The organism is Halomonas sp. ANAO-440 (assembly GCF_019915905.1).
Lineage (GTDB): Bacteria > Pseudomonadota > Gammaproteobacteria > Pseudomonadales > Halomonadaceae > Halomonas > Halomonas chromatireducens.
Map to the genome: position 1 here is coordinate 1 of NZ_JAHXBV010000007.1, position 26,456 is coordinate 26,456.

Sequence of the window (26,456 nt, forward strand, 5' to 3'; positions counted from 1 at the left end):
CACGGTTCGGAGGGCGGGGAGGCTAAGCCTTCCCGACCCCTATCAGCTGTTTTGTCCAGCCATGGCAGGCGATTACCACCCTGTTGGAGTATCTTCAGATCACGACTGGAGGCCGAAGGACTCCCGGCGGTGTTGCCCGACGTTGGCGATCACTGCCAATGTGGCGGCCTCCGCCGAGGCGCCTGGTGGCGCCAGTCGCGACGCAGAGTCGGAGCGCCGAACCGAGCGCTCCCACCATGATACTTTCCACCGACGGTGCTACGCCGCTGTAGGAGTCTCACGTCCGATCATCCTCGGAAGTCGAGCGGGCCACCGTTGAGTCCGGTTCCAAGGATCTGAGCAGGCCGCGCAGCAGCGAGAGCTCCTTGCGGCTGGGTTGTGCGCGTGAGAACAGGGCCTGGAGCTGGGTTTCGGTTCTGGCATGGGGCTGCGTCAAGAAACCGCTCTGCCGCATGACACGACCCAGGTGCTCATGGAAGTGCTCCAGCTGCTCGCGGGTGGGCTGGCGTTCCTCGGCGGGGCGGGGGTGTTGGTAGAGGCTCTCGGGGCGCTGGCGCCACGCCTTGAACGTCTCGTAGGCCAGCACCTGTACCGCCTGGGCGAGATTGAGGATGCCATAGTCGGGATTGGCCGGAATGCTTACCTGGTGGCTGCAACAGCGGATCTCGTCGTTGGTCAACCCGAAGCGCTCCCGGCCGAAGACCAGGGCGACCGGATCGTCGGCGTTGGCGATCAGCTCGCGTGCCATGGCCTCTGGTTCGTCGAAATGGGGCAGCGGCAGGCTGCGCAGCCGTGCGCTGGCCCCGACCACCTGCACGCAATCACTGACGGCCTCGGCCAGGGAATTAACGATCCTGGCATTGTCGATCACGTCCTCGGCGCCGGCAGCCATGCGCGAGGCTTCTGGGTCAGGAAAACAGCGGGGGTTGACCAGCACCAGGTCGGTCAGGCCCATGGTCTTCATGGCCCGCGCCGAGGCGCCGATGTTGCCGGGGTGATAGGTCTGAACCAGTACGATACGAATATTGGCGAGCATGAGTCAGGGTCGCAGGAGTCTTAAAACGGCGATGGTACCAAAAAACAAGCCCCGCACGTGGCGGGGCTTGCTCAGTCTTGCAGGCCGGAAAGGCCTTGAGGGTGGGGCTGCTTACATCATGCCGCCCATGCCACCCATTCCACCCATGCCGCCCATGTCCGGACCGGAGTCCTTCTCTTCCGGGTCGTCGGCGATCATGCACTCGGTGGTGATCATCAGACCAGCCACTGAACCAGCGGACTGCAGGGCAGAACGGGTCACCTTGGCCGGGTCGAGGACACCCATCTCGAACAGGTCGCCGTACTCGCCGGTCTGGGCGTTGTAGCCGAAGTTGCCTTCGCCTGCCTTCACCTCGTTGAGGATCACGGAGGCTTCCTGGCCGGCGTTGGTCACGATCTGACGCAGCGGTGATTCCATGGCGCGCAGGGCGATGGCGATACCGTGGGTCTGGTCGACGTTGTCGCCCTGGAGGTCCTTGATCTTGGTCAGCACGCGGACCAGAGCGGTACCACCGCCAGGTACGACGCCTTCCTCGACGGCGGCGCGAGTGGAGTGCAGGGCGTCTTCGACGCGGGCCTTCTTCTCCTTCATTTCCACTTCGGTGGCGGCACCGACGCGGATGACGGCAACGCCGCCGGCCAGCTTGGCGACACGCTCCTGAAGCTTCTCGCGATCGTAGTCGGAGGAGGTATCTTCAATCTGGGCGCGGATCTGGTTGACGCGGGCTTCGATGTCACCCTCGCCACCGGCACCATCGATGATGGTGGTGTTTTCCTTGGACATGGTGATGCGCTTGGCGCTGCCCAGGTGATCCAGCGTGGCCTGCTCGAGGGTCAGACCCACTTCCTCGGAGATCACGGTGCCGTTGGTCAGGATGGCGATATCCTGCAGCATGGCCTTCCGACGATCACCGAAGCCGGGTGCCTTGGCGGCGGCGACCTTGACAATGCCGCGCATGGTGTTGACCACCAGGGTGGCCAGCGCTTCGCCTTCGATGTCTTCGGCGATGATGGCCAGCGGCTTGCCGGCCTTGGCGACAGATTCCAGCACCGGCAGCAGTTCGCGGATGTTGGAGATCTTCTTGTCGACCAGTAGCAGGTAGGGGTCTTCCAGCTCGACCGCCATGGTGTCCTGGTTGGTCACGAAGTAGGGCGACAGGTAGCCGCGATCGAACTGCATGCCTTCGACCACTTCCAGCTCGTCTTCCAGGCCACGGCCTTCGTCGACGGTGATGACGCCTTCCTTGCCGACCTTCTCCATCGCTTCGGCAATGATCTCACCGATACGGGCGTCGCCGTTGGCGGAGATGGTGCCGACCTGGGCAATGGACTTGCGCTCGGTGCAGGGCACGGCCAGGTTCTTGATTTCCTTGACCGCAGCGATGACCGCCTGGTCGATGCCGCGCTTGAGGTCCATCGGGTTCATGCCCGCGGTCACGCCCTTCATGCCCTCGGTCACGATGGACTGGGCCAGCACGGTAGCGGTGGTGGTGCCGTCACCGGCGACGTCGGAGGTCTTGGAAGCGACTTCCTTGACCATCTGAGCGCCCATGTTCTCGAAGCGGTCCTTGAGTTCGATTTCCTTGGCGACGGAGACGCCGTCCTTGGTCACGGTCGGTGCGCCGAAGGATTTCTCGAGAACCACGTTGCGACCCTTCGGGCCCAGGGTGGCTTTGACGGCGTTGGCCAGGACGTCTACGCCACGGGCCATGCGCTTGCGGGCGTCATCGGAGAACTTGACTTGTTTCGCTGTCATTTTTCGCTACTTCCTGTGAGTTCTTGAACGTCGTATGAATTAAGGAGGTAAGAGCAGGAGCGGCTCAGCCTTCGACAACGGCGAGGATATCGGACTCGCTCATGATCAGGACTTCCTCACCATCGATCTTCTGCTTCTCTACGCCGAAGCCTTCTTTGAAGATCACGGTATCGCCGACCTTGACGTCCAGCGGGCGGACATCACCGCTGTCGAGAATCCGGCCGTTACCGACGGCGAGCACTTCGCCACGAGTCGGCTTTTCCTGGGCATTGCCCGGAAGCACGATGCCGCCAGCGGTTTTTTGCTCTTCTTCAACGCGACGGACGACGACGCGATCGTGCAAGGGACGGATGTTCATTGCTCACGTTCTCCTGATGGTTTGCAGTGCCATGATTAAAGACATGGCGGTTCATCTTCACCCTTCCAGTCACCTGGAAGGTGGAGGCGAGGACGCCTTCCTTGTCGAAGGTGCCGAGCGCTGCTCGGCACCGAAGCCTGGTGCTGACCGTGAAATGGGGCCGAGCAAATCCCTTTCAAGGGTCAGAACGAATTTTTTTTATGCAATGAGCCTCATCGACACAGTGACTTAGCGACTCGTCTCGTCACGGCTGATGAAATCCCCCTCCAGCGGCCGCTCACCATTATCGTACTGGCCCGGGCCGCGTCCTCGATCCTTGCCTGCCTGTTCGCCTCGGGCTTGCTGCCAGCCGTCGGCCTGACCTGGTCCTTTGCCATCTCGGCGTGCGGCCATTACCTGCAACCGGACATGGGCCGCGGCGAGCAGCCTGGCAAGCAGGCGCCTGGCCCCGGGGATGACGCAGAGAAAGCCCAGTGCATCGGAGAGGAAACCGGGGGCCAGCAGCAGGGCGCCACCGAAGATCAGCGCCGCGCCGGTGAGCAACTCGCTTGAAGGCAGCTCCCCCAGCTCCATGCGTTGACGGGCACGTGAGAGTGCGGCGGTGCCTTCCCGGCGGATCAGGTAGAGCCCGGCGAAACCGGTGGCCAGTACCAGCCCCAGCGTGGTCAGCAGACCGATGTTGCTGCCCACCGAAAACAGAATGACAAAATCGAGCAGGGCAAAGAGCGTGAAGATAAGCAGTAAAGGCATGACGGCTCCGGGAGGGACGGTTGCCGAAAGGATGGGGGCAAATTGGTGAAAATCAAGCCTGGCGAAGGCACGAAAGGAGAGCTTGATAGCGGGCTATCATTTGCTGCATTGCACAAAGATGCTAAGGTGGGACTAAAGCTTTCCACCATTGCGGCCGAAAAAGCAGGAGAGCCGAAACAAATAATGACGGGCGGCGCTCATGCCGCTGCATACCATTTCCTGAGGAATCCTATGAAACTGGACAAGACTGTCATCGCCATTACCGGTGGGGCTCGCGGCTTGGGCTTCGCCATGGCACGTCGCCTGGGTAAGCAGGGTGCCAGGCTGGCTCTGCTCGACATGGATTCCGGCGCACTGGACCAGGCGGTATCGGCACTTCATGGCGAAGGCATCAAGTCAGGTGCCTTTAAAGTCAATGTGGCCGACGAAGCATCGGTCAAGCAGGCTTTCGGGGATGTGGCTGCCTCCCTGGGGCCGGTCAGCGGCCTGGTCAACAATGCCGGTATCCTGCGCGATGCGCTGCTGGTCAAGGCCAAGGACGGGAAGGTCGAGAAGACCATGTCCCTGCAGGCGTGGCAACAGGTCATCGACGTCAACCTGACCGGGGTCTTCCTGTGCGGCCGTGAAGCGGCTTCACAGATGGTTGAGGCGGGCCATGAAGGCGTCATCGTCAATATCTCCAGCATTTCGCGGGCCGGCAACATGGGCCAGAGCAACTATGCCGCAGCCAAGGCCGCCGTGGTGTCGCTGACCACCACCTGGGCCAGGGAACTGGCGCGCTACGGGATTCGCGTGGGTGCCGTGGCGCCGGGCTTCATCGAGACCGACATGACGGCCTCGATGCGTGAGGACATGCTGGAGAAGCTCACCGCGGGTGTGCCGCTCAAGCGGCTCGGGGATCCGGACAACATCGCCCAGAGCGTGTCATTCATCTTCGAGAACGACTATTTCACCGGCCGCGTGATCGAATGCGATGGTGGGCTGCGCCTCTGAGTGCATGCCGCTAAGCGGTAAGGGCTGAACGACGAGGCCGGCGGTGTTCACCGCCGGCCTCGTTGCGTTTCAAGGTAGCGCCCCCATCATCAGAATTCGACTTGATCGCGGAACGCCTCCACCGTCGCCGGCCCGATGCCGCTGACTCGTGTAAGGTCGTCGGCACTCTCGAAGCTGCCGTTGGTCTCGCGCTCCTCGATGATGGCTTCGGCCCGGCTGGGCCCGATGCCCGGCAGTTCGGCCAGCAGCTCGGCATCTGCCGTGTTGACGTTGATTGGCGCCAACTCCTGGGCCTGGGCCGTGGAGGCCATGGCCAGCAGTACACACAGAATCAAGCCGAGCGCCGCCCCATGAATGTTTCCTTTCATGATTTTTCTTCTCCTTTTGTAGCGTGTTTGTGACACCTGGCGTGTCCCGTTAAACGCTATAAGAAAGGGGGCGATGACGGGGTCGGTATATGACGGTTTTCTATGTAAGAAAAAGCCGATTATCATGGGCGTCATTTTCGACGTCACTTGTGGGACAACGCCTAATATACGCCCGACTCCGCTATCAGGCGGGTCGGGCGAGGTCGCACTAAGCGCAGGTAAGCGAGGGGCGGGAGCTTACTCGGTGGCGGCTTCGTCGGTACGGGCTGCCAGGATGAAGTCGTTCTTGTGCAGGCCCTTCATTTCGTGGGACCACCAGGTCACCGTGACCTTGCCCCATTCGGTGAGCAGGGCGGGGTGATGGCCCACCTCTTCGGCGATCTCACCGACACGGTTGGTGAATGCCAGCGCCTGCTTGAAGTTGCGGAACTTGAATACGCGCTCGAGCTGCTTGACGCCATCGCGTTCGACGATCTCCCACTCCGGGATATCGCGATGGTAGGCCTGAATCTCTTCGTCACTCACATGGGGGGCGTCCCAGCCGCAGGCTTCGCACTGCTGTTCGGATAGTTGGCTCATGCCGTCTCCTTGTCGTCGTCGGGGGTTGTCGTTGTTCAGGCCTTGGTGCGCTTGGGGGCCGGCTCGAAGAGCGGCTCGTGCAGGCCCAGCGCCATGGCCTGCTGCACCATGCCCATGATGTCCTTGTGGGAAAGGTCGTGCAGGGTCTTGAGGTCGTCAAGCACGTAATAGAGCGGCTGCAGGATATCGATGCGGTAGGGCGTGCGCAGTGCTTCGACCGGGTCGAATGGCTCGTGTACCGGTGCATCGGAGAGAGCATGCAGGGTCTCCTTGGGCGAGGAGATGATGCCGCCGCCGTAGATGCGTCGACCCGCCGGCGTGTCCACCAGCCCGAACTCCACCGTCATCCAGTAGAGGCGAGCCAGATAGACCCGCTCCTTGGGCGATGCCGCCAGGCCCAGCCGCCCATACGTCGCGGTGAATTCGGCGAAGGCCGGGTTGGTGAGCATGGGGCAGTGGCCGAAGATCTCGTGGAAGATGTCCGGCTCCTTGAGGTAGTCCAGCTCCTCCGGAGTACGAATGAAGGTGGCTACCGGGAAGCGCTGGCTGGCGAGCAGGGCGAAGAAGGTGTCGAAGGGGATCAGCGCCGGCACCTGGGCGGTTTCCCAGCCGGTGCTGGCCTTGAGTACCCGGTCGATATCGGCGAGCTGGGGTACCCGGTCTTCCGGCAGGGCCAGCCGCTCGAGCCCGTCGAGATACTCCTGGCAGACGCGTCCCTCGATCATGCCGAGCTGGCGCTGCATCAGTGTCTGCCAGGTGGCGTTGTCTTGCTCCGACCAGGCGATATGGCCACTCTCGTCGGGCAGGCGTGCGCGATAGCCGGTCTTGCTGGCAACATCGCTGAGATGAGCGTTGGATGACGTCATGGGATCTCCCGCTGGCGGTTTATGATTGTCTTCGTGACTGTTGTACGTGCCTTGGAATGGCTTCGAGTCTAGACAGGTACGCAGCGGGAAAGCGCCCGCATTACGCCTCATCGAGGTGTCATGCGCGGGTCGTTCTGTAAAGAAAACCTTACAATAGAATTAACCCTTTGCCTTGAGGGGGAGAAGTCCCGGGCAGGCTGGTTTGAGGTTGCGCGAGTGTCACGTTATCTTGACGGTAGAGTCACGATGGCTTGACGCCTTTCTTTCCCGGCGTCGCGGCCACGCCAACCATTTGCCCGTTTCTGATTCGAGTACACCCTGATGAGACTGAGGTTCCACTGCCAGAATCGCATCGGCATTCTGCGCGATATCGTGTCGCACTTCGTCGATTATGGGCTCAACGTGGCGCGCGGGGAGGTGGGGGGAGAGCACGGCAACGCCATCTATCTGCACGTACCCAATCTGCTCAACGCCCAGCTTGCGACCCTCAAGCCGGTTCTGGAAGCCGTACCCGGCGTGTTCGGCGTCCGCCGGGTCAACCTGATGCCCAGCGAACGTCGCCACCTGGAGCTCGATGCGTTGCTGTCGTCGCTCTCAGACCCGGTAATGTCCATCGACATGGAGGGGCATATCGTGGCGGCCAACCGGGCAGCCGGCCAGTTGCTCGGTGTCCGCATCGACGAAGTGCCGGGCCTGTCGCTGAACCGCTACCTGCCGGATATCGATCTGCCGGCACTGATCCGCCGCAACAACGCACGGGTCAACGGCCTGCGTATCACCCTGCGCGACGCCACCTTCCTGGCCGATATCGCGCCACTGCACCGCGAGCACCTCGATGACGTGGCGTCGCTGGCCGGGGCGGTGGTGACCCTGCACAGCGTCGATCGTATCGGTGAGCGGATCTACCAGGTCCAGCGTCAGGAGCTGCGCGGCTTCGATGCGCTGTTCCAGGCCAGTCCCAGGCTGGCGTCGCTGATTCGTGAGGCGCGACGCATGGCGCCGCTGGAGGCGCCGCTGCTGATCCAGGGCGAGACCGGCACCGGCAAGGAGCTATTGGCCAGGGCCTGTCACCTGGCAAGCTCCCGTGGACAGGCGCCGTTCATGGCATTGAACTGCGCCGGACTGCCGGAATCCATGGCCGAGACCGAGCTGTTCGGCTATGCGCCGGGGGCCTTTGAAGGAGCGCGCCCCGAAGGCAAGCTGGGGCTGCTGGAACTGACGGCGGGTGGCACCATCTTCCTCGACGAGGTGGGCGAGATGAGCCCACGGCTGCAGGTCAAGCTGCTGCGCTTCCTGCAGGACGGCGGCTTTCGCCGGGTAGGCAGCGACGAGGAGACCTACCTCGACGTGCGGGTGATCTGTGCCACCCAGCAGGATTTGCCCGGGCTCTGCGCCGAAGGCCATTTCCGCCATGATCTCTATCACCGGCTCAATGTGCTGTCGCTGGCGGTACCGCCGCTGCGGGAGTGCCTGGATGGCATCGAGGCGATGGCCAACCACTTCATCGACCGGGCCGCGCGACAGATCGGCTGCCGTGCGCCGTCGCTGTCGCCGGCGGCCCTGGCCCGGCTATCCGGCTACCATTGGCCCGGCAACGTACGCCAGCTGGAGAACGTGCTGTTCCAGGCGGTCTCGCTCTGCGAGGGCGAGGCCATCGAGCCCGCCCACTTGCGCCTGCCGGATGTGGGCCAGGCGCCAGGGCTCTCCGGCATCGACCTCGACGGCTCCCTTGCCGACATCATGGGCGACGTGGAGCGCCGAATACTGGCCTCGCTCTATCCGCAGTATCCTTCCAGCCGACAGCTGGCCAAGCGCCTGGGTGTCTCCCACACCACCATCGCCAACAAGCTGCGACAGCACGGTATTGGCCCGGAGGGTTAGCGTCAGGCGGGCGAAACCAGCCCCGATCGGATCACCAGCTCACGCACCTCGGCGTAGTGGTGAGCCTCCAGAGCACCGAAGCCGGCCAGCCGCCGCGCCTTTAGTCGGGTGAGCAGCGGCGTGGTGAGGCCGCACAGGAAGCGTGTGATCAGGTCGGGAGTGAGCGGATGGCGATCCTGGCTGGCGGCGAGCTGCTGGATCAGCTCGCCCGCCAGCCCCTCGACGGCGTCGACTGCCAGCGGTGGTGGCGCCTCGCCCTGGGGCAGGCGGGCGACCTGCCCGTGACAGGCGGAGCAGTGGCCGCAGTGCTGTGGCGCCCGGTCATCGCCGAACCACTCCGCCAGGCGACGGCTCAGGCATGCCTCGCTTTCGAACAGGGCCAGCATGGCGTGGAGTCGCTCCACCTCCGCCTGCTCCTTGTCCCGGAAATAGCCATGCAGTTCATCGCTCAGGGCGGCCGGATCGATGTCCTGGCGCAGCACCTCGTAGACCTCGGTCATCTGCTTGCTTTCCAGCGTCATCCAGCCCTTGGTGACGAAGTAGTCCAGTGCCGTGATCACCCGGCCGCGCTCGGTGTTCACGCCCCGTTCGCCGCCCAGGCGGGCGAGTGCCTCGAAATCCAGGGTATACCAGGTCCGGGCGCGCTGGGAGGCGTCGAGGATCGCCTGCACGAAGGCGGCACGCTCGCCCTCGAAGCGGGCGACCAGTGCCTCGGGCTCCTCGCCCAGGCGGAAGCGGTATTCGGCGAAGTAGCTGTAGCGCGGGGCGATGATGCCGCGCAGCTCCAGCTGAACCAGCAGGGTCTTCAGCGGCAGTGGGCGAATGTTGCTCTGCTGCGAGAGGCTGTTGAGCATCAGTTCCCACTGGCTGCCGGCGCCGCCCCGGCTCACCGCTACCACCTCGTCGATCACCTGGCGAATGCCGTAGTGTTCCGGGGTGTCGCCGAAGACGAAGTTCTCGAGCACGTTGAGGTGGTCGCGCCCGGCCAGCATCAGGCAGTCGGAAGGCTGGCCGTCGCGGCCGGCCCGGCCGATCTCCTGGCTATAGTTCTCGATCGACTTGGGCAGGTCGAAATGCACCACGTTGCGAATGTCGGCCTTGTCGATGCCCATGCCGAAGGCGATGGTGGCGACGATGCAGGGCATCTGGCCCGCCATGAAGTCGCGCTGGATGCGCTCGCGGATATTGCTGTCGAGCCCGGCGTGGTAGGCGGTGGCGGGGAGCCCGGCCTTGCTCAGGTAGGCGGCCAGGCGTTCGGCGGTCTGCTGCAGGGTGACGTAGACGATGGTAGGCGCGGGGGGCTGGGAGTCGAGCTTGGGTCGCAGCCACTCGACCAGGCGGCGTGGCCGCGTCTCGGCCGGCACCGGCGCCACCTCCAGGTGCAGGTTGGGACGATAGAAGCCGGTGGCGGTGACGTCGCTCTCGGCGATGTCGAAGCGCGAGCGCATGTCCGCGATCACCCGCGGGGTGGCCGTGGCGGTCAGCAGCAGTACCTGGGCAATGCCGAACTCGCGCCGGTAGTCGGGCAGCTTGAGGTAGTCCGGCCGAAAGTTGTGGCCCCACTCGGAGATGCAGTGGGCCTCGTCCACCACCATCAGCGAGATCGGTACGCGCCGGATGAAGGCGCGGAAGCGTTCGTTCTTGAGCCGCTCCACCGATATCATCAGGATCCGAATATCACCCCGCTTGACGCCCTCCATCACGGCGGCGGCCTCCTCGCGGCTCTGGCCAGAGTCGATGCTGGCGGCGGCGATTCCGTGGCGCTCGAGGAACGCCAGCTGGTCCTGCATCAGTGCCAGCAGCGGTGAGATGACCAGGGTCAGGTGGGGCAGGTGCAGCGCAGGGAGCTGGTAGCAGAGCGACTTGCCGGAGCCGGTGGGAAAGATTGCCGCCGCCGAACGGCCCGCCGTTATCGCCTCGATCACCGGGCGCTGGCCGGGGCGGAAGTCGCCGTAGCCAAAGACCTGCTGTAACGTCTGCTCAATCATGAAGACACTCCCTGTTATGACCGCACGTACACTCCGCACATTCTGGCATATCGCCGGCTGCGACGACGGCCTCTTCGCCCTCGGAGTGATCGGCAGTGGCTCGCCCGGGATCTTGAGTCCACCGCGTGGAATGAGACATGACACAGCTTGTCATGACCCGGCCGCCCCAGGTTGGCATAATGCCCCTTTTGCCCGCAGGGAAGACCCATGACCGCCTGGAGCAAACTGCTTGTTGCCACCACAAGGCTGATCGACCTGCACGACAGCGCCCACGAGCCGGGTTCGGCCTTCGTGCAGGTCAGCCAGGAGCAGCGCCGAGGCTTGCGTGACGGCTACTGGCTCGACCTCGGCTGCCTGCTGCTGGACTACCTGCTGGATGTGGATTTCGCCACCAACAGTGCCTTCGTCTCCCAGACGCGCTGCCTCAACCACCTGCGCGATACCTATCCCGAGCTGCCCCATGACGACCTGACCTTCGTCATCAACCTGCTGTCGACGCCGAGTGAGCTGAATTTTCGTCAGCCGTCCCCGACCCCGGACGGGCGCCAGGCGTCCCCGACCCCGGACGCGCGACAAGCGTCCCCGACCCCGGACGGGCGTCAGCCGTCCTCGAATCCAGATGCCGGTGAGGCGAGCGGTGCAATGCGCTCGCGGCGCAGCACCAAGCGCACGGCGCTGATCGAGAAGCAGGGCCAGACCGGCCAGGTGCGCCTCACGCCGAGCGGCCGCCAGGCGGTGACCCTGGCCAGCCAGGTCGAGGACCTGCTCTATTCCGAATACGATGCCGCCAAGGTGCTGGCGGCGCTGGCCCGGGGCGACTTCGCCCGTATTCCCGATATCACCAACCAGATCCTGCTGGCCATTCGCGCCCTGACCCAGGAGCTGCGCCGGGTGCGCGAGAATCCCACCCGCGAGGGCAAGTTGATCGCGCTGCTCGACAACGAGCGCCACTACCATAACGCGCTCTCCAGCATACAGCAGACCCTGCTCGACGGCCGGGCCCAACTGACGACGCCCAAGCTCATGGAGCGCTTCGACGTCTGGCGGGAGGAGCAGCCCGACGAGTGGGATCTGCGCGTGCTCTCCGGTGCCATCGGCCGTGTGCTCAACGCCATCGAGAACCTGTCGCGGCGACTCTCTGAGCTGCTGGCCGACATCGCCGAGGGTCGAATTCAGTCCATGGGCGTGGTGGACTTCCAGGACATGGCGCGCGAGTTGCTGGCCGCGCCCGCATCGCCACGGCTGCAGGAGGCGGTGGTGCGCCGCATGATGCCGCTGCATGCCCAGGCGGTGTTTCCCCGCCTGGCGCCGCTGGTGCCGCTGCTGGAGAGTCGCCGTGCCGAGGCGAGCCACGCGGCGCTGGTCTTCGACGAACAGCACGATGCCAGGCCGGAAGACCCGCTGCTGGCACGCTTCCTCGAGGCCCGTGGGCCGGCGCTGCGTGAGCGGATCCACCAGGCCCCGCTGTCGCTGCCCCAGGCGCTGGAAGAGGGCTGGCACCGTTTCGAGGAGGGCGACTGCCTGGCGCAGCTGCTCAACACCTTCGTCGACACCGAATTGCTCGATCGCCGTCTCACGGTGGGCATCGAGAGTGAGCCCTTCACGTTGCTGTTGGCCGATGGCCGGCGTATCGACGGTGCGGTGACCCCCTCGCTTGGCTTTTTTCAGGCGACCGGCGATGAACACAGCGCTACCAACCGAATCGATCAGGACGAGCCCGTATGAACATGACCGAAATGGGCGAGGTGGTCGCCTACCTGCTGCGCTATCGCAGCGCCGAACGCCTGCCCGGCAGCGGCCGCAAGCGGCGTGCCGCGCGGGAGGGCCAGCTCTCCGAGCGCGATGTCTGCGCGCTGATCGATGATGCCAGCGATATCGAGCGCGAAGGGCTGCGCGACTTCCTCGCCGGCCAGGGGCTGCGGCTCAAAGTGTTCGAGACCGGCGACTACCCCGGCATCGCGCCCGGCTCGCGCTACTACGCCCTGCTGCCGGACCCGGAGCTGGAGCAGCCGCCGCTCTATACCCGCGAGCCGGTATTCGAGGCGCTCAAGCTGCGCCAGGAGAGCCGTGCCGAGCTGGCCCAGTGGTACCTGCAGCTCTGGCTGCTGATGCACACCCTGTTATATACCCGCTACAACCGGGCGCTCTCCGACGTCAGCCGCTACCAGGAGGCCACCTTCAGCGGCGTGGAGCTCGCCGAGCTGATGCGCGAACAGCTTGAAGCGCTGCGTGCCCTGGGCGAGGCGGCGCCGGAGACGAGCCGCGGGCTGCTCGAGGAGCGCGGCGAGGATATCACCCGCCGAGTGCGCGCCTTCATCGAGCTGCAGGTCCGGGCCGGGCTGCTGGAGAGCCCGCGGGATTCCGGCGAGGCGTCGGCCGTGGACCCTGAAGGCGAGAGCGTGGGCGAGGTCTGGCAGCAGACGCTGCTGGGCGCCCTGGAAAGCGAACAGATCGGTATCCACCAGCTTGGGCATCTCCAGGCACTGGCCAGAGGGCTGGAGGAAGCGCCGGGTAGTGGTCAAGAGAGATGCGCTCAGGAGGATGCCATCGAGAGCGACGGTCACGACGAGGAGGCAACCGCATGAGCGTGATCAACCGTATCGAGATCGCCAACCTGCTCAACAAGCACGGCGACGTTGCCTCGCCCTGGGACGCCAAGATGCGTCACCTGCTGCTCGACCTGCGCGGCCAGTCCAGCGCCATCAGCATGGAGAACGGCTTCGGCAAGACCACCCTGGCCGAGGCGCTGATCGGGCTGCTCTCCCGGGACCGCACCCTGCTGGCGCGCACCCGGCGCAAGTGCACCCCCTCATCGGTGGCGGGCGAAGGGCGCAGCTGGAGCCACCTGCGGGTGGAGTTTCGCTCCCGCAGCGGCGGTGCCCGCCAGGACGACATGCTGGCCGCCGCGGGGGAGGAGGTCGCCGGCGAGACCTTCGTCTTCGGCTTCTATGGCTACAGCGATGGCAGCGGGCTCTCCTTCTATCACTATGCCGGTCGGCTGGAGGACATTCCGGTTCATCACCTGACCCGGGACGGCAAGCTTGCCCTGCACGCCAACAGCGATATCAAGATGGCCATGAGCCAGCGTGGCGTGCGCCTGACCCACAACCGCGAGGAGTGGCTGGAGGCGGTGGGCGCCCATGTCTCCCGCCGCGAGCTCGCCCAGCTCGCCGCCTTCCAGAAGGAGGGCGGCGCCGACAAGAGCCAGATCTTCAATGCCATCAAGCCGCGCCAGGGCGAGAAGGCGGATCAGGCCTTCTTCTTCGAGGTGCTGGCCCCCGAGATCCTCTCCGGTGCCACCCGGGGCGAGACCGACGAGAGCGAGGAGCTGATCGAGGAGGTGATCCTCAACTCCGGCACCAACATCACCGAGCTGCGCCACCGGCTCGAGGAGGCCGAGAGCGACCAACGCCGTGCCAGCGACAAGGTCCAACGCCTGGCCGCCCTCAAGGGCCAGGGCGAAACGCTGCGCGCCGCCCGTGACCAGCTGCTCGAGCTCGACCGCGGGCTGGCGGCGAGCGAGGCCCTGCTCGGCGGGCAGGCCCTGCTCGGCCTGCCGGGGTTGCCGCGGCGGCCCGCTGCTGTCGATGGTCAGGATGCTGCCGATACAGAGCCAAGCGAGTACGAAAGCGTCCAGGGCTTCGCCTGGGCCGTGGGCGATACTGGCCGTCCCCGGGTCTCTACCTGGCTGCTGGCCAAGCTCTCCGGGCTCACCGAGCGCGCCGTGCGCCAGGCGCTCTCCGAGCGGGGCGCGCGCCTGGACGTTCACCGCCGCCTGATTCACCTGGCCGAGGCCGACTGGCCGGCGGGCCGGGATATCGGCCATGTGGCCTTCGCCGCTGCCCGCGACTGGCTCGCCGAGAGCCTCGCCTTCAATGACGACAGCGCGCGCTACCGGGCGCTGAGCGCGTTGGACGAAGGCGCCGAGGCATTCGAGGCCCTCGACGGCAACCGCTTCCGCGAGGAGGTGATCGCCGACACCCTCTACCATGAGGAGCTGGGTCGTGACCTGGCCGGGCTGGACGAGCACCGCGATGGCCTGGAGCAGGCCCGCGAGCGGCTCGAGTCGCAGCAGCGGGACTTTGTCGATAACCAGAGCTTCTACACCCAGGCCCTGGCCGAAGGGCTATTCGATGAGGCCGAGCTGGAAGTGCCGGAGGCCACCGCAGAGGTGGCCCGGGAGCAGGCGGCATCCGCCAGGCAGGCTTTCAATGCTCACCTTGGGCGCATCGGTGAACTCAAGCAGGTCGCCGCTTGGCACGAGGCTTTCCAGCGGCAGCAGCCGGGTGCCATGCCCGGAGAGCTGTTGCAGGAGAAGCAGGAACGCGAGGCGGAACTGGAGGAAACCCTGGAGGGGCTTGCCCGTGAGCGCGACGACGCGACCGTGGCCCTGGAACGGGCCCGCGGCGAACGCGAACGGCTGAGCGGCGAGCGTGAGCGACTGGCCGGCGAGCAGGGGCTGCTGGCCCGTGGGCAGGCACCCTGGCGGGCCTTCGTCGAGGGCTGGCCCAACGAGGAGATCGGCGGCTTCTGGTCCCGTCGCAAGACCGCCCTGGCCGAACTCGACACCCGCTGCCGTGAGGCCGACCGGCGTCGGCAGGATGCCGAGCGCACCCGGACGCGGCTGGCCCCGCTGGCCCAGGCCGCACGCCACTACCAGGAATTGCACGGCGGCGACGACCCGGTGCATCTGCGCCAGCGCCTGCGCGATCGGGAGCGCACCCTGGCCGACGAACAGCACCGCCTGGAAGCCGAAGAGACTCGGCTGCGGCGACTGCACCGGGCGCGGCTCGCCTTCGCCGACAACAGCGAACTGACGCCGGAGGCCTGGCTGCAGGACGCCAAGCGTCGCTATCCACGCTTGCTGCGCGAGGCGGAAACACTGGAAGACGATATCCAGGCGCGGGAACGTTACCTGGAGAGCCTGGCCGGCGACCCGCTGGAGCGCCGCACGGTCGAGGCCGAAGCGCACCGCCTGCTCGACGACACGGGTGTCGCCTGGCAGCCGCTGCACGAGGTTCTCAATCATGCCGACTCCCCGCTGGAGCGACGGCGTGAATGGCTGGCCCAGGCGGCCGGCCTGCTGTTCGCCCCGGTGGTGGCCGGCGTCGGCGCGGCGCAGGATGTCGCCGCCGCGCTGATCGAGGCCGGGCTAGCGGTGCCGGTCTTCGAGGCCGAGCGGCTCTCCTCGTTGCTGGCTCGCGGCGAGCCGCCGCTGGGTGCCGTGCAGGGCGTCGAGACCCTGGCGGTGAAGGCCGCCCTGGACCCGAGCTATCTGGAAGCCCTGCGCGAGGCCACCGAGAAACGCCTGGCCGCCGACCGCGAACGGCAGAAGGCGCTGGCGGCCGAGTGCGCTCGTCTCGACCCCCATGGCGAGAGCTATGCCCTGGCACTGGAGGCGCGGGCTGGCGACGAGGAGGGTGTCGAAGCCTTGCTGGAGACGCTGGGGGAGGCCCAGGGCGAGCTGGCTGAACGCCAGGCGGCGCTGGCGCCGCGGCTGACCGATGCGGCATTGGCCTGTATCGATGACTTCCAGCGCTACCTGCAGGAGGGGGGCGATCTCGCCCTGGAGGAGGCCGCCGAGGCCAGCCTCGAGGCCGAGACGGCACTGGCCGAGCTGACGCCGGAGCGGGAGCGTGCCACTCGCGAGCTGGAGGCCCACGGCCAGACCTGGCTCGCCGCTGAACAGTTCAACGATGCCGGCGGTGTCGAGCGGCTGCAGGCGCTCGAGGCGCGCTTAGCCGAGCTTGAACGGCACCTGGCCGAGGCCGCCGAGCGGCTGGAAGCCGCCGTCGAGAGGAATGAGCTGCTGAATCAGCAGCACGCCGATGCCGAGGCGCAGCGGCGTCGCATCTTCGGCGATGGGGAGCGCGACCGCCTGCGGGCACTGGCCGCCTTCGAGGAGGAGGGCGGCGTCGCCTTCATGGCCAGTGCCGCCGAGGTACAGGCCGAGCTCGAGGTGGCGCTGGCGCAGGCAAGCCGGCGCGCCGACTTCGATTTCAGCCGCATACGCGCCTATCTCGATGTGCGCGATGCCGGTGGTGGTAGCCAGAAGCTGGAGCGTGAGATCGCCCGGGTCAAGCGCGAGCTGGGCGAGGCGCGTGACGCGCGCAAGGCCAAGGCCGCCGAGCGCGATGCGGTGGAGGGTCGCCTGAACGATCAGCGTCGTGCCCTGGAGTGGGTCGATCAACTCGCCGTCGACTGGCTGCGTGCGCTGCGTGAACTGCCACAGGGCTGGGCGCGTCGCCTGGCGTCGCTGGAGGACCTGGCCGACGCCAGCCGCTGGCCCCACGACGATGGCGACCACGAGGCCCGTGACGCCGCGCTCGAGACCTGGCATGCCATGGCGGGGGAGACGTCCGAGCTCGATGTCACCGCCCTGGAAGCCTGCCAGCAAACCCTGCTGGACGCCCTCGGCGAACTCAACCTGGGCGAGCGGGCCCGCAACCGGGAGCGTCAGGCGAAGCAGGTCGAGACGAGCGAACGGCGGCTGGCGGAGTCCCTGGAAGAGGCGGCCCACAGCCGGCTGTTCAGCGATACCGAACGCGCCAGGCTGGCCATGCTCAAGGGTGCCAGCGCCGCCGCGCTGAATGACCTGCTCGCACTTCACGAACAGCTCTTCGACCAGCTTGGCGACCATCGCCAGCGGGTCGATCGGCTGCACGCTTCCCGTGAGCAGATCGAGGGCACCCTGGTCGAGCGTCTCAGCTCGATCATCAGCGATGCCGCCGGCAACCTCGACATTCTCCGGCGGGTGGCCCGCAGCAGCGGCGAGGGCGGTGCCTTCTTCGAGGTCAAGGCGGCGCTGATCGGCCCCGACCAGCTGCGCGAGCTGATCACCACCCTGCTGGCCGATATCGACGAGCACCAGGCCGCCATGCGGCGTCGTGCCGAGCGCGATGGCGGTGTGGTCGACGGCGAATCGCGGCGCCGCGACGACGACCTGCTGCGCCAGATCCGGCGACGCATCTATCGCGGGCTCTTCCACGATGTCTCGATCCGTCTCAAGCACGACGCCATCCGCCCCCACGGCCGGCTCTTCTCGCTCAACGAGGAGATGTCGGAGGGCCAGCGCGAGGCCGTGTCGCTGATGTGGCTGGTCAAGCTCTCGGAATTCGCCATCGAGCGCGAGCTTCGCGAACTGCCGGGGCACCACAAGCGCCGTGCCCGCAGCAGCCGCGAGAGCGTGATCCTGCTCGACGGGCTATTCTCCAAGCTGTCGCATCGTCGGCTGATTCAGGACTCCCTCGAATCGCTGCGCAACACCCGCGGGCGCTTCCAGATGATCGGCCTGATCCACAACCCCAACTACGAGAACGACCCCGAGATATTTCCCACCTACCTGGTGGGCAGTGTCATCGGCGGCGCCCAGGGGCAGGGCGGCCACGTCATGGTGCGCGACGGCCGCATCACCGCCCCCGAGGACGTGGGGCGCAGTCAGGGCGAAGCCAGCCTGTTCGGCATTCACGTCACAGAGGCGGTGGAGTGAAGGATCCGGCAGGAAAGGGTTACTGTTGGAGCGCTGCTCCGCATCGCGACTGGCGCCGCCAGGCGCCTTGGCGGAGGCCGCCACGTTGGCAGCGATCGCCAACGTCGGGCAACCCCGCCGGGAGGCCTTCGGCCTCCAGTCGTGAGCTGAAGCTTCCTCCAACAACGGGGTAGCACCGTTGGTGGAGAAAACCGCTGTTGGAGCGCTGCTCCGCATCGCGACTGGCGCCGATAGGCGCCTTGGCGGAGGCTGAAGCGTGGTGATGGTCGCGAACGTTGGCAACACCGCCGGGAGGCCTTCGGCCTCCAGTCGTGAGCTGAAGCTTCCTCCAACAACGCGGTAGTTGCCGACCTTGTTGGAGCGCTGCTCCGCATCGCGACTGGCGCTGCCAGGCGCCTTGGCGGAGGCTGCAACAGCAGCAGTGTTCGCCAGCGTTGGCAATACTACGGTCGCCGATGCGTCGGACCGGAGCTAAAGCTAACTCCGACAGCGACTTTCTCATAGACGAAGGAGTACACGGCATGCACGTCATCATCGATCTTTGCGTAGTCCCACTGGGCGTGGGGGTATCGGTTTCACCGCAGATCGCCGCCTGCCAGCGGGTCATCCAGGCATCGGGCCTCGAGCATCATATGCACGCCTATGGCACCAATATCGAGGGGCCGTGGGACGAGGTGATGGCGGTGGTCAAGCGCTGCCATGAAGTGGTGCACGAAATGGGTGCGCCGCGCATCACCACCACCATCAAGCTGGGGACCCGGACCGACCGCGAGCAGAGCATGGGCGACAAGATAACCAGCGTGGAGGACAAGCTAGGCGGTCAAATGTGACTCCCAATACTTGAGGTGTCAGGTTTTCGTTACGCCCTGTCAGGTTTTTGAACCGGTCTACTGGCGCGACAGGCCGGCTTCGGAAGGGTGTAAGCATTGCTTTACGGCGGCCGGGGTGGCGCCGACGCCGGCAGGGGTAGATAGGGGGTGTCCGGACGTTCCGATGGGCGCGGCGGGGCACTAGGCTGGGGGCACATCACGGCGCCGCAGGGCGCCCATAACAACTGTGTCAAACCCTGGCCAAACCCTTGGAGAATTTCCATGAACGCGCCTGCCAAGACCGTCGCTCCCATCAGCCAAGACAACCCAATCGGCACCAACGGCTTCGAGTTCGTCGAGTACACCGCCCCTACCCCCGAGGGCATCGAGGAACTGCGTGCGCTGTTCAACCGCATGGGCTTCACCGAGACCCGCAAGCACCGCTCCAAGCAGGTGTTCCTGTTCCAGCAAGAGAACGTCAACTTCGTGCTCAACGCCGAGCCGGAGAGCCACGCCGCCGAGTTTGCTCGCGTGCACGGCCCCAGTGCCTGTGCCATGGCCTGGAAGGTGGCCGACGCCAGGCAGGCCTTCGACTACGCCGTGGCTCATGGCGCCGAGCCGATGGAGAATCCGGTCGGCCCCGGCGAGGTGGGCATTCCCGCGGTTCGCGGCATCGGCGGTTCGCTGCTCTACTTCGTCGACAACAAGGTCGATAGTGAAGGGCGCACCATCTATGACATCGACTTCGAGCCCATCCCCGGCCGCACCCCGCAGGACAGCAGCGTGGGTTTGCAGGTGCTCGACCACCTGACCCACAACGTCGACCGTGGCCAGATGGACTTCTGGGCGAATTTCTACACCGATATCGCCAACTTCCGCGAAAACCGCTACTTCGATATCAAGGGCAAGAAGACCGGTCTGCACTCCCGCGCCATGACCGCGCCCTGCGGCAAGATGCACATCCCGATCAACGAGTCCGCCGACGACACCTCGCAGATCGCCGAATTCCTGCGCGAGTACAACGGCGAGGGCATCCAGCACCTGGCCATGGCCACCGACGACATCTACGCCACGGTGCGTGCCCTGCGCGCCAACGGTGTGACCTTCCTCTCCACGCCGGACACCTACTACGAGAAGGTGGACCAGCGTGTGCCCAACCACGAGGAGAATGTCGAGGACCTGCGCGAATTGAGCCTGCTGGTCGATGGCGGCCCCGACGAGGGCGTGCTGCTGCAGATCTTCACCGAGACCGTGATCGGCCCGATCTTCTTCGAGATCATCCAGCGCAAGGGTAACGACGGCTTCGGCGAGGGCAACTTCAAGGCCCTGTTCGAATCCATCGAGGAAGATCAGATCCGTCGCGGTGTGCTCAAGGACGACTGACCGATCCACGATCCAATGGTAAGCCAGTGGCTGCATCAGACGCTGGCTGGCTGACCTCCGCAAGCCTATCGGTCGACACCGATGGGCTTGCCCACTGCCCAGAATCGCTGGGGTGCCTCGGCTTCGGCAGCATGCGACAATGATGCTTTCACCAGCGCCGAGCCTCAGCCCATGTCCTCCCCGCGCAGAGAATCCATTGCCGAGCTCCAGCGTATGCGTCGTGGCCGACCGAGGCGTGGTTGGCTCACGCGCAGCTTTCGCCTGCAGGTGATGCTGCTGGTCGGCGTTCTGCTGGCCGGCATGCTGCTGGCCCAGGGCGCCTACCTCAACCACCGCAAGGGCGAGATCATCAGTGACCAGATTGGCCAGCGAGCCCTGGCCGTGGCGCTGAGCGTGGCCAGCATCCCCGAGCTCATTGCCGCCTTCGACGACCCCGACCCCAGCGCCACCATCCAGCCCATTGCCGAACGCATCCGGCGCGAGACCGGTGCGCGCTACGTGGTGGTGGGCAATAACGAGGGGCTTCGCTATTCCCATCCCCTGCCCGAGCGGCTCGGCAAGCCGATGGTCGGCGGTGACAACGACCGGGCGTTGCTGCACGGCGAATCCTATGTCTCGGAGGCCACCGGCACGCTGGGCGAGGCCATGCGCGGCAAGACGCCGGTCCTCGACGCCGAGGGAAATATCATCGGTATCGTGTCGGTGGGCTTCATGCTCGACCGGGTGGCCATGGACGTGGTCGAGCACACCAGCCTGGGCTGGTGGCTGGTGGCGCTGATGATCGTGCTCGGCTTTGCCGGTGCCTATGGCCTGTCGCGGCATCTCAAGCGGGTGATCCTGGGCCTTGAGCCCTACGAGATCGCCCGCCTGGCCATGGAGAAGGAGGCGATCCTACAGTCGATTCACGAGGGGATCCTGGCGGTGAATCGAGAGGGCCAGATCACTCTGGTCAACCAGCAGGCGCGGCGCTTCCTTGGCCTGCCGCCGGTCCATGCGGTGGTCGGGCAGCCAATTCAGGACATCGTACCCAACTCGCGACTGCTAGAGGTCATGGAGCGAGGCGAGCATCAGTTCGACCAGGACATGTGGCTGGGGGATCATCCGGTGGTGGTCAACCGGGTGCCTATCCATCACGCGGGTGAGGTCGAAGGGGCGGTGGCGACCTTCCGCAGCCGGCGCGAGATCGTCGAGCTCTCCAATGCGTTGAATGCCGCCAGCCGGGACGTGGACATGCTGCGTGCCCAGGCCCATGAGTTCTCCAACAAGCTCTATACCATTTCCGGGATGCTCCAGCTCGGCCGTATCGAGGATGCCATCGCCCTGATTCACCAGGAGAGTGCGCATCAGCAGGCCCAGATGACCTTCCTGATGAAGCATGTGGGCGACCCGGTGGTCAGCGGCACCCTGCTCGGCAAGCTGACCCGGGCCCGCGAGCTTGGCGTGAAGCTGGAGATCGACGAGCAGAGCTCGCTGGTCGAGCCGCTCACGGTGACGGGCCAGGAGGTGCTGATGACGGTGATCGGCAACCTGCTGGACAATGCCTGCCATGCGGCGCTACAGGGCGACCGTCATGCCGAGGAGGGGCCGCGGGTGAGGTTGTTCTTCACCGATCTGGGTGAGCAGCTGCTCATCGAGGTGGAGGACAATGGCCCGGGAGTCCCCCACGAGCACGTCGAGGCGATTTTCCAGGAAGGCTTCTCCACCAAGCCGGGCAAGCATCACGGCATCGGCCTGGCCCTGGTCAGCCGCCTGTGCCGGGAGAATGGTGGCGCCATTACGCTGGAGGAGAGCGAGCTGGGAGGGGCCTGCTTCATCGCCGTGCTCGATCGCTCCCTGTGCCGGTCGCCGTCAGCGGGGGCAGGGCCAGCCGCCGCGACAGGGCAGACCATGAATCGCACATGACCACAAGCACAACCCATAAGCACAACCCATAAGCACAACCCATAAGCACAAGACGATGCAGAAGACATCGCGAGGGTAATGAGATATGCATGAATCGGACGATTCGCCTGCGGAGTTTGGCATCCTGATCGTCGAGGACGACTTTCGCATTGCCGACATCCATCGCGCCTTCATCGAGCAGAGCGAAGGCTTCCGGGTGGTGGGCATGGCCAGAAGCGGTGCCGAGGCACGGTCGCTGATGTCGCGACAGGCCGATACGGTACATCTGGTCCTGCTCGATGCCTACCTGCCGGACGTGGAGGGACTCGAACTGCTCTGGTCGCTGCGCCGGGATTACCTGCAGGTGGATATCGTGATGGTCACTGCCGCACGGGAAGTGGATACCATCGCCGAGGCCCTGCGTGGCGGGGTCTTCGACTACCTGATCAAGCCGGTGCAGGCCGGGCGTATGGCGCAGATGCTCGCGCGCTTCCGCCGCGAGCGCGCCGCCCTGACCGCCCGCAGTGAGATGAGCCAGGAGGAGCTCGACAGGGCATTGACCCGGCTGCGTCCCGAGGGGGCGCCGGGAGGCGGTGTGCGCAGCCTGCCCAAGGGAATCGATCGTCTTACGCTGCGCACCGTGGTGTCGGCGCTCGAGCAAGCCGCATCCCCGCTGGCCGCCATGGAGGTGGCCCGGGCCATGGGCGCCAGCCGATCAACGGCCCGTCGCTATCTGGAGTTTCTGGTCTCGGTGCAGGTGGTGTGCGCCGAGCTGGGCTACGGTGACGTGGGCCGACCGGAGCGTCGCTACCGCCTGGTGGGCGATACGTCGCCATGGTGTGAGGAAAGCTAGTTGAAGAAGGCTAGTTGAAGAAGGCTAGCTGGGAAGGTCAATTGAAGAGGGCTAGTTGAAGAGGGGGCGTGGAGGGGGAAGGCGAGTGGGAAGATCTCCGTGAACAGAATGGACAGAATGGGCGTAAAGGACTATTTGTCATTTATGTTCAGAAGCTTGTGGCCCAAGTGTCGCTCTTCTAGTGTTTGCATGGTAGCGCCCTAGGGCGACCACATAACGATCACAAGAATGATCACAAGAACGATCACACAACAAGATGCCGAACCCGGAGAACGCCATGACTACCAAGCTTTCCCTCAAGCGCCTGACGCTGCTGGCCTTGCCGCTGGCCGCTGTCGCCGGTGTAACGACTGCTGCCAGTGCCGATGAATGGACCCCGACTCGCTCCATCGAGTTCATCGCGCCGGCCAACCCAGGCGGTGGCTGGGATACCCTGGTGCGCACCACCTCGCGGGTGATTCAGCAAGAGGGCCTGGCAGAGCAGAACCTGGCCGCCATCAACGTACCGGGGGGTGGCGGTGCCGTCGCCTGGGCCCAGATCGCCCGCGACAGTGGCAACCCCCACAAGCTGTTCGCCACCAGCCCGCCGATCATCCTGGTGCCGCTGGCCGGCACGTCACGCTATGACCATAACGACTTCACGCCGATCGCCCGCCTGATCACCGACTACTCCATCGTACTGGTGGCGCAGGATTCCGAGTATCAGGATCTCAACGACCTGTTCGCGGCCGTCGAAGAGAACCCTGGCCTGAGCATCGGGGGCGGCAGTGCACCGGGCTCCATGGACCATATCTCCATCGCCGGCCTGGCATCGGCTGCCGGCCTGAACGCGGCTGAGATCAACTACATTCCCTTCTCCGGCGGTGGCGAAGCAATGACCAGCCTGATGGGTGGCCATGTCGAAGCGGTCATCACCGGCGCCGGCGAAGCCTCCGGTCAGCTGGGTGAGGGAAGCGACGTCAGGGCGCTGGGCGTTTCGGCTCCCGAACGTATGGGCGGCGTCCTGGCCGACATTCCGACCTACCAGGAGCAGGGCATCGACTACACCTTCGACATCTGGCGTGGCGTGATGGGTGCCCCGGACATGCCGGCCGAGGCGGTGGCCTACTACGAGGACCTGTTTGCCCGCATGCAGGAGACCGAAGGCTGGCAGGATGCCCGTGACCAGTTGGGCTGGCTCGACGCCTACCAGTCCAGCGAGGAGTTCGGTGAGTTCCTCGATGCGCAGAAGGAACTCTTCAGCGAAGTCCTGAGCGAACTCGGTCTGCTCGGCGAGTAACCGTTACGAGCCATCGTCGGCGAGGGCCCCGCAACGGGGCTCTCGTCCGTACCTTCAGCACTGCTTGAGCCCCTCAGGCTCGAGGTCCGCCATGACTCGACTCAATTCCAACCAGATCATTGCTCTGGTGCTGGCCGCGCTAGCGGTAGGCTACCTGGCCATGGCCTGGCAGATCCGTCCCTTTCCTCTGCCAAGGCCGATCGACTCCGATCTCTTCCCCAAGGTGCTGGGCTTCACGCTGCTGGGCCTGTCCCTGCTGTTGTTCCTGGAGAAGCCCAAGTCACAGGACGTACCCGAGGAGCTGGACCCCGAAGAGCAGGCCGCCCCGCTGCTGCTGAAGCCATGGTCGCGGGTCATCGTGACCACCCTGGCCATCGTGGCCTACGCGCTGCTGCTGGTGCCGGTAGGCTTCGTGCTGGCCTCCGTATCGCTGGTCTTCGGGCTGGCCTGGTACTACGGCTATCGCCGCCATGGGGTCAACCTTGCCACCTCGCTGGGCGTCGTGCTGACTCTCTACCTGACCATGACTCGGATCATGGGTGTCTATCTGCCCACCGGTTTGCTGCCGCTCTGACCACGGCCCGGAGTCTCCCATGGAATCTCTGAACAACCTGATGTACGGCTTCGGTATCGCGCTGGAGCCGATGAACATCGCCTACGTCTTCGCCGGGGTCTTTGCCGGCACCATCATCGGCATGCTGCCGGGCCTGGGTCCGATCAGTGCCCTGGCGCTGATGATCCCGATCACCTTTGCCATGGAACCCTCGTCCGGCCTGATCCTGATGGCAGGGGTCTACTACGGTGCCATCTTCGGTGGCTCGAGTTCATCGATCCTGCTCAACGCGCCGGGCGTCGCCGGTACCGTGGCGACCTCGTTCGACGGCTATCCAATGGCCAAGCAGGGGCTGGCGGGCAAGGCCCTGGCCATTGCCGCCTATGCGTCCTTCGTCGGCGGCACCATCTCCATCGTCTTCCTGATGCTGGTGGCACCGATGCTGTCGAAGGTCGCGGTCAGCTTCGGGCCGGCCGAGTACTTCTCGCTGATGGTGCTGGGGCTCACCGCGGTGGTGTCGCTCTCCGACAAATCACTGGTCAAGGGACTGATCGCTGCCGTGATAGGGGTGATGATCTCGATCATGGGCATCGACCTTCAGACCGGCACGGAGCGATTCACCTTCGGCACTGCTCATCTCCTCGACGGTATCGACTTCCTGGTGGTGGCGCTGGGTATCTTCGCGCTGGCTGAAGTGTTCTACATGCTGCTGCGCGGTGGTGGGGGCAAGGAGCAGCCGCGCAATGCCATCGGTTCGCTGAAGCTGAGCCGAAGCGAGGTTCGCGAGATCGCGCCGCCCATCGCCCGCAGCTCCGTGCTCGGTTTCTTCACCGGCGTATTGCCTGGGGCCGGTGCCACTATCGGTTCATTCCTCGGCTACAGCATGGAAAAGCGCCTGGCCAAGGATGGGGATACCTTCGGCAAGGGCAATATCAAGGGCGTCGCGGCCCCCGAGGCGGCCAACAATGCCGCCTGTACCGGCTCCTTTGTCCCGCTGCTGACGCTTGGCGTGCCCGGTTCCGGCACCACGGCGGTGCTGCTGGGTGCGCTGCTGGTCATGGGCGTCAGCCCGGGGCCGGCCATGCTGGTCGACCGTCCCGACGTGTTCTGGGGCGTCATCGCCAGTATGTACATCGGCAACATCTTCCTGCTGGTACTCAACCTGCCGCTGATTCCCTATATCGCCAAGATCCTCGAGATGCCGCGTCCGCTGCTGCTCGCCCTGATCCTGATCTTCTGCATGGTGGGGGTCTACGGCATGAGCTTCAGCGTCTTCGATCTGCTCCTGCTGCTGGGATTCGGCCTGGTGGGACTCGGCATGCGCCTGTTCGGCTTCCCGGCGGCGCCGCTGATCCTGGCGCTGATCCTCGGTGCCATCATGGAAGAATCCATGCGCCGGGCGCTGCAGATCTCGGGTGGTGACTGGATGATCTTCATCGACAAGCCGATCTCCATGTGGCTGCTGATCATCGCCGCGCTGTCGCTGCTGCTTCCAGTGGTGAAGCAGGGCCTGGCAAAGGCGCGCCGCGCACGGACATGATCGCGCCAGGGTTTTGATGTTGGGGTGCCGGTGCAGACCGGTGCCCCTTTTTTGTGTGCCCTGCACGCGAACGGTGCGGGAAGTGCGGAGAAAGG

Annotated in this window: 20 protein-coding genes; 12 read left to right on the forward strand and 8 right to left on the reverse strand. The window is 65.3% G+C overall.

The features are described from left to right. Window positions 1–277: 277 nt before the first annotated feature. The 4 genes from KZO25_RS06875 to KZO25_RS06890 form a co-directional block, all read right to left on the reverse strand. The gene (locus tag KZO25_RS06875) at window positions 278–1,036 is read right to left on the reverse strand and encodes an RNA methyltransferase (protein ID WP_223136399.1); all 759 of its coding nucleotides are present in this window, start codon (window positions 1,034–1,036) and stop codon (window positions 278–280) included. 111 nt (window positions 1,037–1,147) lie between these two features. Continuing rightward, a complete protein-coding gene (groL, locus tag KZO25_RS06880; protein WP_066447355.1) occupies window positions 1,148–2,791 on the reverse strand; it encodes a chaperonin GroEL in 1,644 nt (547 codons plus the stop codon). 64 nt (window positions 2,792–2,855) lie between these two features. After that, entirely contained in the window at window positions 2,856–3,149 is a 294-nt protein-coding gene (locus tag KZO25_RS06885; protein WP_043518768.1) for a co-chaperone GroES, read from the reverse strand. Between the two features lie 228 nt (window positions 3,150–3,377). Then, entirely contained in the window at window positions 3,378–3,899 is a 522-nt protein-coding gene (locus tag KZO25_RS06890) for an FxsA family protein (protein WP_223136400.1), read from the reverse strand. A gap of 231 nt (window positions 3,900–4,130) precedes the next feature. Between KZO25_RS06890 and KZO25_RS06895 the strand changes: the two genes are divergently transcribed. Continuing rightward, window positions 4,131–4,892: an SDR family oxidoreductase gene (locus KZO25_RS06895; RefSeq protein WP_066443524.1), complete on the forward strand. Its 762-nt coding sequence runs from the start codon at window positions 4,131–4,133 to the stop codon at window positions 4,890–4,892. Window positions 4,893–4,981: 89 nt separating this feature from the next. Here the strand turns inward: KZO25_RS06895 and KZO25_RS06900 are convergent, their stop codons facing one another. The 3 genes from KZO25_RS06900 to phhA all read right to left on the reverse strand — a co-directional run bounded on the left by KZO25_RS06900 (window position 4,982) and on the right by phhA (window position 6,816). Beyond that, window positions 4,982–5,203 carry a ComEA family DNA-binding protein gene (locus KZO25_RS06900; RefSeq protein WP_410505378.1) on the reverse strand — a complete coding sequence of 74 codons (222 nt, stop codon included), beginning with the start codon at window positions 5,201–5,203 and terminating at the stop codon, window positions 4,982–4,984. A 294-nt stretch (window positions 5,204–5,497) separates the two neighbouring features. Then, complete coding sequence (locus KZO25_RS06905; protein ID WP_066443530.1) at window positions 5,498–5,839, reverse strand: 4a-hydroxytetrahydrobiopterin dehydratase; 342 nt, start codon at window positions 5,837–5,839, stop codon at window positions 5,498–5,500. Window positions 5,840–5,874: 35 nt separating this feature from the next. Then, complete coding sequence (gene phhA, locus KZO25_RS06910; protein WP_223136401.1) at window positions 5,875–6,816, reverse strand: phenylalanine 4-monooxygenase; 942 nt, start codon at window positions 6,814–6,816, stop codon at window positions 5,875–5,877. Window positions 6,817–7,026: 210 nt separating this feature from the next. Between phhA and KZO25_RS06915 the strand changes: the two genes are divergently transcribed. Beyond that, window positions 7,027–8,586, forward strand: coding sequence for a sigma-54-dependent transcriptional regulator (locus KZO25_RS06915; protein WP_223136402.1), 1,560 nt, complete (start codon window positions 7,027–7,029; stop codon window positions 8,584–8,586). A gap of 2 nt (window positions 8,587–8,588) precedes the next feature. On the opposite strand, the gene KZO25_RS06920 is transcribed toward KZO25_RS06915, so the two are convergent. Continuing rightward, complete coding sequence (locus KZO25_RS06920) at window positions 8,589–10,574, reverse strand: ATP-dependent DNA helicase RecQ (protein WP_223136403.1); 1,986 nt, start codon at window positions 10,572–10,574, stop codon at window positions 8,589–8,591. A gap of 207 nt (window positions 10,575–10,781) precedes the next feature. Between KZO25_RS06920 and KZO25_RS06925 the strand changes: the two genes are divergently transcribed. The 10 genes from KZO25_RS06925 (at window position 10,782) to KZO25_RS06970 (ending at window position 26,361) form a co-directional block, all read left to right on the forward strand. Beyond that, complete coding sequence (locus KZO25_RS06925) at window positions 10,782–12,299, forward strand: hypothetical protein (protein ID WP_223136404.1); 1,518 nt, start codon at window positions 10,782–10,784, stop codon at window positions 12,297–12,299. After that, window positions 12,296–13,159: a hypothetical protein gene (locus KZO25_RS06930; RefSeq protein WP_223136405.1), complete on the forward strand. Its 864-nt coding sequence runs from the start codon at window positions 12,296–12,298 to the stop codon at window positions 13,157–13,159. Before KZO25_RS06925 ends, KZO25_RS06930 begins: the two co-directional genes overlap by 4 nt. Further along, window positions 13,156–18,063 carry a hypothetical protein gene (locus tag KZO25_RS06935; RefSeq protein WP_223136406.1) on the forward strand — a complete coding sequence of 1,636 codons (4,908 nt, stop codon included), beginning with the start codon at window positions 13,156–13,158 and terminating at the stop codon, window positions 18,061–18,063. The genes KZO25_RS06930 and KZO25_RS06935 overlap by 4 nt, the downstream gene beginning before the upstream one ends. 521 nt (window positions 18,064–18,584) lie before the next feature. Continuing rightward, entirely contained in the window at window positions 18,585–18,893 is a 309-nt protein-coding gene (locus KZO25_RS06940; RefSeq protein ID WP_223136407.1) for an MTH1187 family thiamine-binding protein, read from the forward strand. A gap of 261 nt (window positions 18,894–19,154) precedes the next feature. Continuing rightward, window positions 19,155–20,255, forward strand: coding sequence for a 4-hydroxyphenylpyruvate dioxygenase (hppD, locus tag KZO25_RS06945; RefSeq protein ID WP_223136408.1), 1,101 nt, complete (start codon window positions 19,155–19,157; stop codon window positions 20,253–20,255). 171 nt (window positions 20,256–20,426) lie between these two features. Beyond that, a complete protein-coding gene (locus KZO25_RS06950; RefSeq protein WP_223136409.1) occupies window positions 20,427–22,157 on the forward strand; it encodes a sensor histidine kinase in 1,731 nt (576 codons plus the stop codon). 85 nt (window positions 22,158–22,242) lie between these two features. After that, the gene (locus tag KZO25_RS06955) at window positions 22,243–22,989 is read left to right on the forward strand and encodes a response regulator (protein WP_223136410.1); all 747 of its coding nucleotides are present in this window, start codon (window positions 22,243–22,245) and stop codon (window positions 22,987–22,989) included. Window positions 22,990–23,266: 277 nt separating this feature from the next. Then, the gene (locus KZO25_RS06960) at window positions 23,267–24,268 is read left to right on the forward strand and encodes a tripartite tricarboxylate transporter substrate binding protein (RefSeq protein WP_223136411.1); all 1,002 of its coding nucleotides are present in this window, start codon (window positions 23,267–23,269) and stop codon (window positions 24,266–24,268) included. 91 nt (window positions 24,269–24,359) lie between these two features. Then, complete coding sequence (locus KZO25_RS06965) at window positions 24,360–24,842, forward strand: tripartite tricarboxylate transporter TctB family protein (protein WP_083517752.1); 483 nt, start codon at window positions 24,360–24,362, stop codon at window positions 24,840–24,842. A gap of 19 nt (window positions 24,843–24,861) precedes the next feature. Then, entirely contained in the window at window positions 24,862–26,361 is a 1,500-nt protein-coding gene (locus KZO25_RS06970; protein ID WP_066452091.1) for a tripartite tricarboxylate transporter permease, read from the forward strand. Window positions 26,362–26,456 lie beyond the last annotated feature (95 nt).

Excerpts from the sequence above, each read along its gene's own strand:
- KZO25_RS06875 (WP_223136399.1), bottom strand. The coding sequence starts at position 1,036 with ATGCTCGCCAATATTCGTATCGTACTGGTTCAGACCTATCACCCCGGC.
- groL (WP_066447355.1), bottom strand. The coding sequence starts at position 2,791 with ATGACAGCGAAACAAGTCAAGTTCTCCGATGACGCCCGCAAGCGCATG.
- KZO25_RS06885 (WP_043518768.1), bottom strand. The coding sequence starts at position 3,149 with ATGAACATCCGTCCCTTGCACGATCGCGTCGTCGTCCGTCGCGTTGAA.
- KZO25_RS06890 (WP_223136400.1), bottom strand. The coding sequence starts at position 3,899 with ATGCCTTTACTGCTTATCTTCACGCTCTTTGCCCTGCTCGATTTTGTC.
- KZO25_RS06895 (WP_066443524.1), top strand. The coding sequence starts at position 4,131 with ATGAAACTGGACAAGACTGTCATCGCCATTACCGGTGGGGCTCGCGGC.
- KZO25_RS06900 (WP_410505378.1), bottom strand. The coding sequence starts at position 5,203 with ATGGCCTCCACGGCCCAGGCCCAGGAGTTGGCGCCAATCAACGTCAAC.
- KZO25_RS06905 (WP_066443530.1), bottom strand. The coding sequence starts at position 5,839 with ATGAGCCAACTATCCGAACAGCAGTGCGAAGCCTGCGGCTGGGACGCC.
- phhA (WP_223136401.1), bottom strand. The coding sequence starts at position 6,816 with ATGAGGCGTAATGCGGGCGCTTTCCCGCTGCGTACCTGTCTAGACTCG.
- KZO25_RS06915 (WP_223136402.1), top strand. The coding sequence starts at position 7,027 with ATGAGACTGAGGTTCCACTGCCAGAATCGCATCGGCATTCTGCGCGAT.
- KZO25_RS06920 (WP_223136403.1), bottom strand. The coding sequence starts at position 10,574 with ATGATTGAGCAGACGTTACAGCAGGTCTTTGGCTACGGCGACTTCCGC.
- KZO25_RS06925 (WP_223136404.1), top strand. The coding sequence starts at position 10,782 with ATGACCGCCTGGAGCAAACTGCTTGTTGCCACCACAAGGCTGATCGAC.
- KZO25_RS06930 (WP_223136405.1), top strand. The coding sequence starts at position 12,296 with ATGAACATGACCGAAATGGGCGAGGTGGTCGCCTACCTGCTGCGCTAT.
- KZO25_RS06935 (WP_223136406.1), top strand. The coding sequence starts at position 13,156 with ATGAGCGTGATCAACCGTATCGAGATCGCCAACCTGCTCAACAAGCAC.
- KZO25_RS06940 (WP_223136407.1), top strand. The coding sequence starts at position 18,585 with ATGCACGTCATCATCGATCTTTGCGTAGTCCCACTGGGCGTGGGGGTA.
- hppD (WP_223136408.1), top strand. The coding sequence starts at position 19,155 with ATGAACGCGCCTGCCAAGACCGTCGCTCCCATCAGCCAAGACAACCCA.
- KZO25_RS06950 (WP_223136409.1), top strand. The coding sequence starts at position 20,427 with ATGTCCTCCCCGCGCAGAGAATCCATTGCCGAGCTCCAGCGTATGCGT.
- KZO25_RS06955 (WP_223136410.1), top strand. The coding sequence starts at position 22,243 with ATGCATGAATCGGACGATTCGCCTGCGGAGTTTGGCATCCTGATCGTC.
- KZO25_RS06960 (WP_223136411.1), top strand. The coding sequence starts at position 23,267 with ATGACTACCAAGCTTTCCCTCAAGCGCCTGACGCTGCTGGCCTTGCCG.
- KZO25_RS06965 (WP_083517752.1), top strand. The coding sequence starts at position 24,360 with ATGACTCGACTCAATTCCAACCAGATCATTGCTCTGGTGCTGGCCGCG.
- KZO25_RS06970 (WP_066452091.1), top strand. The coding sequence starts at position 24,862 with ATGGAATCTCTGAACAACCTGATGTACGGCTTCGGTATCGCGCTGGAG.